The sequence below is a fragment of the Hyphomonas sp. genome, from assembly GCF_041689225.1.
GTDB lineage: Bacteria > Pseudomonadota > Alphaproteobacteria > Caulobacterales > Hyphomonadaceae > Hyphomonas.
In genome coordinates this window covers 1-8,487 of sequence record NZ_JBDNGN010000049.1, presented here as the reverse complement: position 1 = coordinate 8,487, position 8,487 = coordinate 1, and the positions used below count along the sequence as shown (strand labels likewise).

At 58.5% G+C, this 8,487-nt stretch carries 7 protein-coding genes and 1 other RNA gene; 2 read left to right on the top strand and 6 right to left on the bottom strand.

Annotated elements, in window-relative coordinates:
* The first annotated feature begins 169 nt into the window (after positions 1-169).
* The gene (locus tag ACESNB_RS04040) at positions 170-1,597 is read left to right on the top strand and encodes an amidohydrolase (protein WP_373004201.1); all 1,428 of its coding nucleotides are present in this window, start codon (positions 170-172) and stop codon (positions 1,595-1,597) included.
* A gap of 8 nt (positions 1,598-1,605) precedes the next feature.
* Here ACESNB_RS04040 and ssrA read toward each other — a convergent pair.
* Positions 1,606-1,964, bottom strand: a transfer-messenger RNA (tmRNA) gene (gene ssrA, locus ACESNB_RS04035).
* Between the two features lie 87 nt (positions 1,965-2,051).
* Between ssrA and ACESNB_RS04030 the strand changes: the two genes are divergently transcribed.
* Entirely contained in the window at positions 2,052-3,029 is a 978-nt protein-coding gene (locus ACESNB_RS04030) for a GNAT family N-acetyltransferase (protein WP_373004198.1), read from the top strand.
* Here the strand turns inward: ACESNB_RS04030 and ACESNB_RS04025 are convergent.
* The 5 genes from ACESNB_RS04025 to ACESNB_RS04005 form a co-directional block, all read right to left on the bottom strand.
* Positions 3,019-4,530 (bottom strand): pilus assembly protein TadG-related protein, encoded by a 1,512-nt coding sequence (locus ACESNB_RS04025; protein WP_373004195.1) that lies wholly within the window; start codon positions 4,528-4,530, stop codon positions 3,019-3,021. The genes ACESNB_RS04030 and ACESNB_RS04025 overlap by 11 nt on opposite strands.
* A 39-nt stretch (positions 4,531-4,569) precedes the next feature.
* The gene (locus ACESNB_RS04020; protein WP_373004193.1) at positions 4,570-4,857 is read right to left on the bottom strand and encodes a hypothetical protein; all 288 of its coding nucleotides are present in this window, start codon (positions 4,855-4,857) and stop codon (positions 4,570-4,572) included.
* Positions 4,858-4,943: 86 nt separating this feature from the next.
* Complete coding sequence (locus tag ACESNB_RS04015; protein WP_373004191.1) at positions 4,944-6,101, bottom strand: pilus assembly protein TadG-related protein; 1,158 nt, start codon at positions 6,099-6,101, stop codon at positions 4,944-4,946.
* 162 nt (positions 6,102-6,263) lie between these two features.
* Positions 6,264-7,622: a pilus assembly protein TadG-related protein gene (locus tag ACESNB_RS04010; RefSeq protein WP_373004188.1), complete on the bottom strand. Its 1,359-nt coding sequence runs from the start codon at positions 7,620-7,622 to the stop codon at positions 6,264-6,266.
* An 89-nt stretch (positions 7,623-7,711) separates the two neighbouring features.
* On the bottom strand, positions 7,712-8,487 hold a 776-nt coding region (locus ACESNB_RS04005), incomplete at its 5' end, for a VWA domain-containing protein (RefSeq protein WP_373004184.1).

The following is an 8,487-nucleotide window of genomic DNA, read 5'->3' as shown; positions in this document are numbered from 1 at the left end:
TTCGGGTTTTGGAGTAGAAGCTGTATAGTCGTTTCCATGGTGGTGTATCTCCTTCGGTTGGGCTGCTGTCTCGCAACAACAATTCAACCAGATACGCCGCCAACCTTCAAACCGCCCAAACACCAGATTCAGTCATAACTCGAAACCTCACACACTCCGGAGACCCTTCATGCGCCTCATCACGACCAGTCTTGCCGCCCTTGCCCTCACCGCCTGCGTCCATGCCCAGACGCCGAGTGACAAGGCCGTGCTCGACAGTATCGACGCGCGCTATGACGAGACCGCCGCCATGGCCCGGCAAATCTGGGATTGGGCCGAGGTCGGCTACCAGGAAGAGAAATCCTCCGGCCTGCTGCAGTCAAAACTGAGCGAGGCAGGCTTCACGGTCGAAGCCGGTGTGGCTGGCATCCCGACAGCCTTTGTCGCCAGCTATGGCTCCGGTGGTCCGGTGATTGCCGTTCTTGCCGAATTCGACGCGCTGCCCGGCATCAACCAGGATGCCAGCGCCAGCCGCGCCCCGATTGAGGGCAAGCATGCCGGCCATGCCTGCGGACACAACCTGTTCGGAGCGGGCTCGGTCGGCGCCGCGCTCGCGATCCGTGACTGGCTGGAACAGACCGGCACGCCGGGCACGATCCGTCTTTACGGTACACCCGCCGAAGAAGGCGGCAGCGGCAAGGTCTACATGGTGCGCGAAGGCCTGTTCGATGATGTCGACATTGCCCTGCACTGGCATGGCGATGACCAGAACTCCGCCGCCGCGCAAACCTCGCTCGCCAATCGCTCGGCCAAGTTCCGCTTCTACGGCGTGTCCGCCCACGCGGCCGGCGCGCCGGAACGCGGGCGCTCGGCCCTCGATGGCGTCGAGTCGTTCAACTACATGGTCAACATGATGCGCGAGCACGTGCCCCAGGATGCGCGCATCCACTATGTCATCACATCGGGCGGCATCGCCCCGAACGTGGTGCCGGACTTTGCGGAAGTCTTCTATTATGCGCGTCACCCCAGCGCCGACGGCGTCGAGGAGATCTGGGCACGCATGGAAGACGCGGCGCGCGGCGCGGCGATGGGCACCGGGACTCGTGTCGAGTGGGAAGTGATCCACGGCAACAATCCTCTTCTTGTCAACGAAGCGCTGGCGAAGATGATGGATAGCAAGCTGCGACAGGTCGGCGGCGTAAACTACACTGCCGAGGAAGAGGCGTTCGCCGAGGAAATCTACAAGAGCTTTACCAAGCCCGACCTGCCGCTGGGCAGTGAGAAAGAGGTGCAGCCGTTCGAGGTCTCGCTTGGGTATGGATCAACGGATGTGGGTGATGTGTCTTACGCCGTGCCGACCGTTGGCCTGCGCACGGCAACATGGGTGCCCGGCACCGCTGCCCATAGCTGGCAGGCCGTTGCCGCCAGCGGCATGTCGATTGGCTACAAGGGCGCACAGGTTGCTGCCAAGACGCTGACGCTCGCGGCGATAGAGCTCTACGAAAACCCGAAACTGCGCCAGGCCGCCCGCGCCGAATTCGATGCCGCACGCGGAGAGGATTACGAATACACGTCACTGCTGGGTGATCGTGACCCGCCGCTCGATTACCGCAAATAGGGGATAAAAGTGGAGGCTTCTGTTGCCAGGCGCCTCCGGGCCCCGCCTAAGGAGCTGAATCCTTAGGAGTTAATTCGGTTAACTACGTACAGCTACGCTGCGAGCAGTTGACCTTCAGCAGAGTTGTCATTTGCAACTATGTTGATGTGAGCTTCTAACGGGGCTCATACGAGCGAAAGTATCGTCTTTAGACGTCCGTCGATCCTATTTCGACCCCGTCAGAAACAGGCGCTGAAGTGCCTGAACCTGCTTGTGGTGGAGTCGCCGGGTACCGCCCCCGGGTCCGAACCGCTTATTACACGTACGTTTATCGCCATAGTCCGAAGACAAGTACAATATAGGTGACGTGTGCCGCAGATGAAAGGCCTTAAGGCTGCGCGACTGAATTTTCCCGAAGGTATATTGACAGGAAAACAGTTATACATAGCATGTTATACATATTTGGGAGCGCGCCATGCCCGACATTCTGCAAGACCTTGGATATGTCGCCCTGGGTAGCCGCCTGAAACGGCTGGCTGAACGGCTGCAAGCGGATGCGGCGCATATTTTCGAACAGAACTGCTTTGTCACCCAGCCAAGCCACTTCCCTTTGCTCGCGGCCCTCGACCGGTATGGACCGCTGACGGTCAGCGAGGCCGTTTCGGCTCTGGGTGTCAGCCAGCCCGCCGTCACGCGCAGCCTGGTCGGGCTCGTGGACATGGGCCTCGCCGAGACGACCGTGTCGGAAATCGACCGCCGTCAGAAATCCATTTCACTGACCACGGAGGGCGCCGAGGCAGTCGCCCGCATGAAACGGGACGTCTGGCCCCATGTCGCCCGCGCTGCTGAAGAACTTGCGGCCGGGCCCGATACCAGCCTGCTTGACCAGATCGCGCGGATCGAAACCGCCTTCGATGAAAAGTCCCTGTCTGAGCGGGCCACGGATGGTCACGCCATCGTGGAATTTTCTGACGACCTTGCAGACACATTCTGTACGATCAACGAGGAATGGATCAGCGAGATGTTCACGCTGGAAGCCACTGATCGCGAAATCCTGTCCCACCCGCGCGAGCTGATCGTGGACAAGGGCGGGGCTGTCCTGTTCGTCTCGACTGGTGGCCTTGGCATTGTCGGCACCTGCGCCCTGATTCCCATGGGGGACGGCCGGTTCGAACTCACCAAGATGGGCGTGCTGAAATCGGCGCGCGGGCGCAAGTCAGGCGAGTTCCTTCTAGCCGCCGCTCTTGGACGCGCACGACAGATGGAAATGGCCAGCCTCTACCTGCTGACCAATCGCAAATGCGCAGCCGCCATCCACCTCTACGAAAAGCTGGGCTTCACCCATGATCCAGACATTCTGGATTCCCATGGCAAGCGGTATGAACGCTGTGACGTCGCGATGTCATATCCGGTGGCGCAGGTGCCATCAGGCGAGACCGCCCCTATTGCTTGATCCGCAATTGCGTAATCGAACGTGCGATCGACTGATAGGCCGCCGTCAGCTCATCGCCGTTTGAGGCGCTGAACGCATAGGCAGGGCTCGTCGCACAATATTCGAGAATCGTGCGCCCGTCGCCGGTCTTCTGCACGCTGCTCGGCACCTGGAAGCCAACGGTATAGACTTGTATCTTCGACGGGGATGCCTTCATCGTGTCGCACAGGTCCTGCGCCTGGCGGAACGAGCTTTTCGCGGCGGTGGGGTGGTTGGTATTGAAATCCCCATCCGTCATCAGGATGACCGCCTTGATGACCTGCTTGGTATCGTATGGCAGCGGCTCGGATGCTTCCGGCCAGATCGCGGACCAGTTGGGCGACACGAGATACCAGCCCCAGGCGAGACCGATATGACCCGCCGTACCGCCATTGGCCGTGAGGGCCTGCACATGGGCCTTGAGGGCAGCCTTGTCGTCGGTCAGCGGCACAGGCCCCGACGCACGACAGCCCGCATAGCTCATGTCATAGGCGCCCCTGGACGAGTTGCCGCCGCCGGATTCGATCTCCTGCTGGCCGTTGCGCTTGTTGTAGGTGCCGGTCGACCAGTTCCACCTCGGATTGCCTGCGCCGATCCAGCGGAGCGACTCCGGGGCGGCATCGGTCGCTGCATCGCCGCCCGTGCGCTCGTACACGCACGTGTCGACAATGTTCGCGTTCTCCATAGGGCGGCGCGCAGCGTTCCAGTTACCTGAACAGGTACCGCCCGGGCAGTATTCCTGTTCATAGTAGAAGAACCGTTTGCCGGTTGCGGCGTCGATCATCCTTGCACCGTTATAGGTGTCATAATTGCTGCGCGCCGTCGAATTGGACGCATCCGCTGAAAGCTCCTGGCGCCGCGTCACGCTTTCGAAATAGCCGCCTGCATTCACGGCGTTATTGTAGGTGGTGATCGCCAGCCGCACATTGCCCGTGTCAGGAGCGTCATCTGGCAGAAATTCATCGAAAGCCACTTCGGCTGCCGACTTCAGTAGGCTGAGCCTGTTCTGGCTGTTCATGGAACCTGAAACGTCGAACACAAAGGCCACGTCCGCCTTGCCAATGGCATAGGTCGATGTCGAGGCAACGCCGAAGGATATCCTGTCGAAACCGATCAGGTCGGAAATGAAGGTGGGCTGATCGCAGGAAATCACGCCGTGAATGTCCTTATTGTCCGGATTATACGAGACGGTCACAGGTGTGCAGACGATCTGTCCGCCCTGCTCCTCAACAAGGGCCGCCATGTAGCCTTTGACGTCCGCTGTGACAGCCTCTTCGCTGCCGCCGCCCTGGCGCAGCAACGCGCCCGCCAGTACGGCAGAATCAAGCGCGTACTGGACCTTGTTCTTCTGTCGGACGGCGAACTGGAAATCCACGGCCACGCCGCCCAGTGCCAGAACCGCCGGCACGAACAGGGCGCACATGATGGCAATATTGCCGCTCTGCGACAGGTGCCAGTGTCTGAATACCTTACCTGTCTTCATCGACTTCAGCCTAAAGGCCATGCCCATCGACGGGCGATCCTAGCGCGTGATGCGCAAATCCGAGATCGACTGGGCGATAGCCGTATACGCATCCGTCAGTTCCTCGCCATTGCTCGGCGTGAACGCATGGCCCGCGTCGGTGGCACAATAATCAAGGATCGTTTCTCCGCCCGGCGTCGTCGCGACATTGCTCGGAACCTGGAAGCCCACCGTGTAGATCTGTACATTGTACGGCTCTTCTTTCATCGCATCACAGAAGTCCATCGACAGCTCGATCGAGCTTTCGGAAATGGAAGGATGGGTCTGGTTGAACTCACCATCGGTCATCAGGATGATGGCTTTGGCCGTGTCCGGTTCTTCCCATGGCCATGGATGGGAGGCCGACGGCCAGAGCGCATTCCAGCTCGGTGAAATCAGGTACCAGCCCCACGCAATGCCGAGGTGCCGCCGCCCGCGTGCAGGTCGTCGACGTATTCCTTAAGCGCCGCCTTGTCTTCGGTAAGCGGCATGGGTGCAGAATTTTCACATTGCGCCGGCGTCAGGGTGAAGGCGCCCCGGGACGAGTTGGAGCCACCAGACTCGATTTCGTAGGCGCCATTTTTCTTGTTGTAATTGCTGGTATCCCAGTTCCACAACGGATTGCCCGCAATCATGGAATTGTCGGCGCCTGTTCCGCCCGCCTCATCGTTAAACGCGTTCACGCCCACCCGCTCGGAGACACAGGTATTATCGCCGATATTGGTCTCGAACCAACGCCGTTTCGGCGTGATGGTCCAGTTGCTGTTATAAGAGCAGCTGGAACTGCAGCTGGCCTGCTCATAGTAGAAGAATCGCTTGCCGGTCGACTGGTCTATCAGCACACGGTTGTTATAGGCGTCGTACCGCGATTCCGCCGAACTGCTGCCAGTCGCGGCGTCCGTACCGAGCGTGATCTGGCGCGTCACGTCTTCGAAATACTCGCCCGCATTGACGTTCGTGTTGTATGTTGTCAGCGCAATCCGGATCGTGCCGTCAAGGTCGCGATTATCCGGCAGAAATTCGTCAAACGCCGTTTTTGCCGAGGTCTTGAGACTGTCCAGACGGCCGTCTGAATTCATCGATCCGGACACGTCGAAAATGAACGCGACATCGACATTTCCGATACCATATGTCGTTCCGGACCGAACCTGGAAATACAATTTGTCACGGTGCAGCAACTGGGTCAGCGTCGTCGTCTGTGCGCAGCGGATCTCCGCCTCGATGTTCTGTGTCCCGTCCAGGAATGTGAGTTCCGGGTCAGCGCAACTCAGGCCACTACCCTGCACGCTCACGAGCGCCTCCACGTAATCATGCACAAGCGTATTGATCTGTTCCTGCGACTTGCCGGCCTGCATCGCCTTGGAGCCTGCGATCACCGCACTGTCGATGACCGCCTGGACCTTGCCCTTCTCGGTCAACGCCATCTGCACATCGATCGCGATGCCCGCGATGCTCAGAATCGGCAGGATGGAGAATGCGGCGATGACCGCGACATTCGCGCGGTTATCCCTGCCGAATCGGCGGGCAAATCCGCAGTGCGTGCTACTGGGCATGTTATTCGCCTCGTCAACGATAATTCGGGTCGGTCCCAAACGCGAAGATGGACGACATTGCTTTTTTTGACGTTAGGTCGGCGCCCCCGGTTCACCCGATTGCGTCAAGACCCGGTTAACCAGATTTCGGCGGCATGTCGGTGAACCGGCGCACGCAGCCTGCTAGTACGTGATGCGCAGGTCGGAGATGGACTTGGCGATCATCGTATAGGCGTCCTTCAGCTGCTGGCCATTCTCGGGCTTGAATGCATGCGCCGCACTCGTGGCACAATAGTTCAGGATGTCCTGGCCTTGCTCGGGCGCCTGGAACGCGACGGTGTAGATGACAATATGTTCGGCCTTTGCCGCATCGCAGAGTTTCTTGGCCTGATCGAACGAGTTGCCCTGCCCACTCGAGAAGTAAGAGTTGAACTCACCATCCGTCATCAGGATCATAGCTTTGGCGGAATCCGACTCGTCATAGTCCAGGGGCTTGGACGCCGTCGGCCAGATACCATCCCACTTCGGATCAATCAGGTACCAGCCCCAGGCAACACCCAAATGCCCCGCCGTACCGCCAAAATCATTCAGGCCGTTGACGTAGGCCTTCAGGGTCGTGCGATTGTCTGTCAACGGAAGCGGCCCGATGCTGTTGCAGGTTTCCTCGCTCCAGTTCTCGGTCGATTCGTTGAAATTCGCAGCGGCAGCCTCCAGCCATGCATTCGCGCCCGGTGTTGCATCCGTGAACGCCTGGGCGCCGATGCGCTCCTTCACGCATTTGTTGGTGATTGTTTTCGTGGCGACCATTGGCGTGACGACATCGTTGTACGTCCGGCACTGCCCATTTTTTTTGTAAGAAACACAGACTTTCGTCGTCTTGTTATAGTTCACGGTATACGTCCGCGTCGCGTTCTTGTTCGTTACCGCCTTGAAGTAGCTGCCGGCATTGACCATCGAGTCATAGGACATCATGGCGAGGCGCACATCATCCAGCTTCGCCGTGTCATATGACGCGGGCAACAGCGCGTCGATCGCATCCTTGGCTGCGATCTTCAGGTCGGCCATCTTGCCGCTATTGCCCATCGAGCCCGAGACGTCGAACACGAAAGCCACATCGACCTTGCCGATACCGTAAGTCGAGCCGGAACGGACCCGGAAGTCCATCTTCCGCTGGCCGATCACGTTCGACAATGTGGTCGGCTGGGAACAGAAGATCGACGCATTGATATCCTGCGCATCGTCCTTGTATTCAAGCGCGACACTCATGCAGTCGAGGCTTTGGCTCTGCTGCTTCAGCAGGGCGGTGACATAGGCATCGACGTCTTTCGCGACGTCCACGCGGCTTGCGCCGTCCTGCATGGACCGTGCACCGAAAATCACGGCGCTGTCGATGACCGCCTGGACCTTGTTCTTCTGGGTCAGTGTCACCTGAGTGTCGATGGCCACACCAGCGATCGCCAGGATCGGGATCAGCGCCAGGGCAAAGATGATGGCGATATTGCCGCCGGTATCGGCGCGCCAACGAATAGTAAGAAAATTCACAACAGCGCGCTTCAACCTTGTCTCCAGTTCAGAACAGTACGCTATGCCAATAATTATATGTCATGGAATTCTCCTTGAACTCCGTCCCTCTAGTACGTGATACGAAGGTCAGAGATGGATTGGGCAATCATCGAGTAGGCGTCTTTCAGCTGCTGGCCATCTTCCGGATTGAAGGCGTGGTCGGCACTGGTGGCGCAGTAGTTCAGGATGGCCTGGCCCTGCGACGGCGCTTTGAATGCCACCGTATAGATGACGATATGCTCGGCCTTTGCGGCGTCACACAGCTTCTTGGCCTGATCGAACGAGTTGCCCTGCCCATGCGAGAAGTAGGAGTTGAACTCGCCATCCGTCATCAAAATGATCGCCTTCGCCGCGTCGGGCTCGTCATATGGCAACGGCGCAGATGCCGATGGCCAAAGGTCCCACTTCGGATCAATCAGGTACCAGCCCCAGGCCACACCCATGTGTCCAGCTGTCATGCTGTAAGGCTTCAGGCCATTGATATAAGCCTTCAGGTTACCGCGATTGTCCGTCAACGGAAGCGGTCCGATGTTATTGCAGGTTTCTTCGGTCCAGCGATCTCTCGACTCATCATAGTAGGCTTCTGCGGCTTCGATCCATGCGCCCGGGCCGGGATCCTCGTCCGTGAAGGCGTCGGAGCCAATGCGTTCCTTGACGCAGGTATTGTTGATAACTTTTGAGACTTGTATTGTCGATTCGACGTCAACACATGTCTCTTTGCCTTTGTCTTTGTCTTTGTCTTTGTCTTTGTCTTTGTCTTTGTCTTTGTCTTTGTCTTTGTCTTTGTCTTTGTCTTTGTCTTTGTCTTTGTCTTTGTCTTTGTCTTTGTCTTTGTCTTTGTCGT

Excerpts from the sequence above, each read along its gene's own strand:
- ACESNB_RS04040 (WP_373004201.1), top strand. The coding sequence starts at position 170 with ATGCGCCTCATCACGACCAGTCTTGCCGCCCTTGCCCTCACCGCCTGC.
- ACESNB_RS04020 (WP_373004193.1), bottom strand. The coding sequence starts at position 4,857 with ATGACCGATGGTGAGTTCAACCAGACCCATCCTTCCATTTCCGAAAGC.
- ACESNB_RS04015 (WP_373004191.1), bottom strand. The coding sequence starts at position 6,101 with ATGCCCAGTAGCACGCACTGCGGATTTGCCCGCCGATTCGGCAGGGAT.
- ACESNB_RS04025 (WP_373004195.1), bottom strand. The coding sequence starts at position 4,530 with ATGAAGACAGGTAAGGTATTCAGACACTGGCACCTGTCGCAGAGCGGC.
- ACESNB_RS04030 (WP_373004198.1), top strand. The coding sequence starts at position 2,052 with ATGCCCGACATTCTGCAAGACCTTGGATATGTCGCCCTGGGTAGCCGC.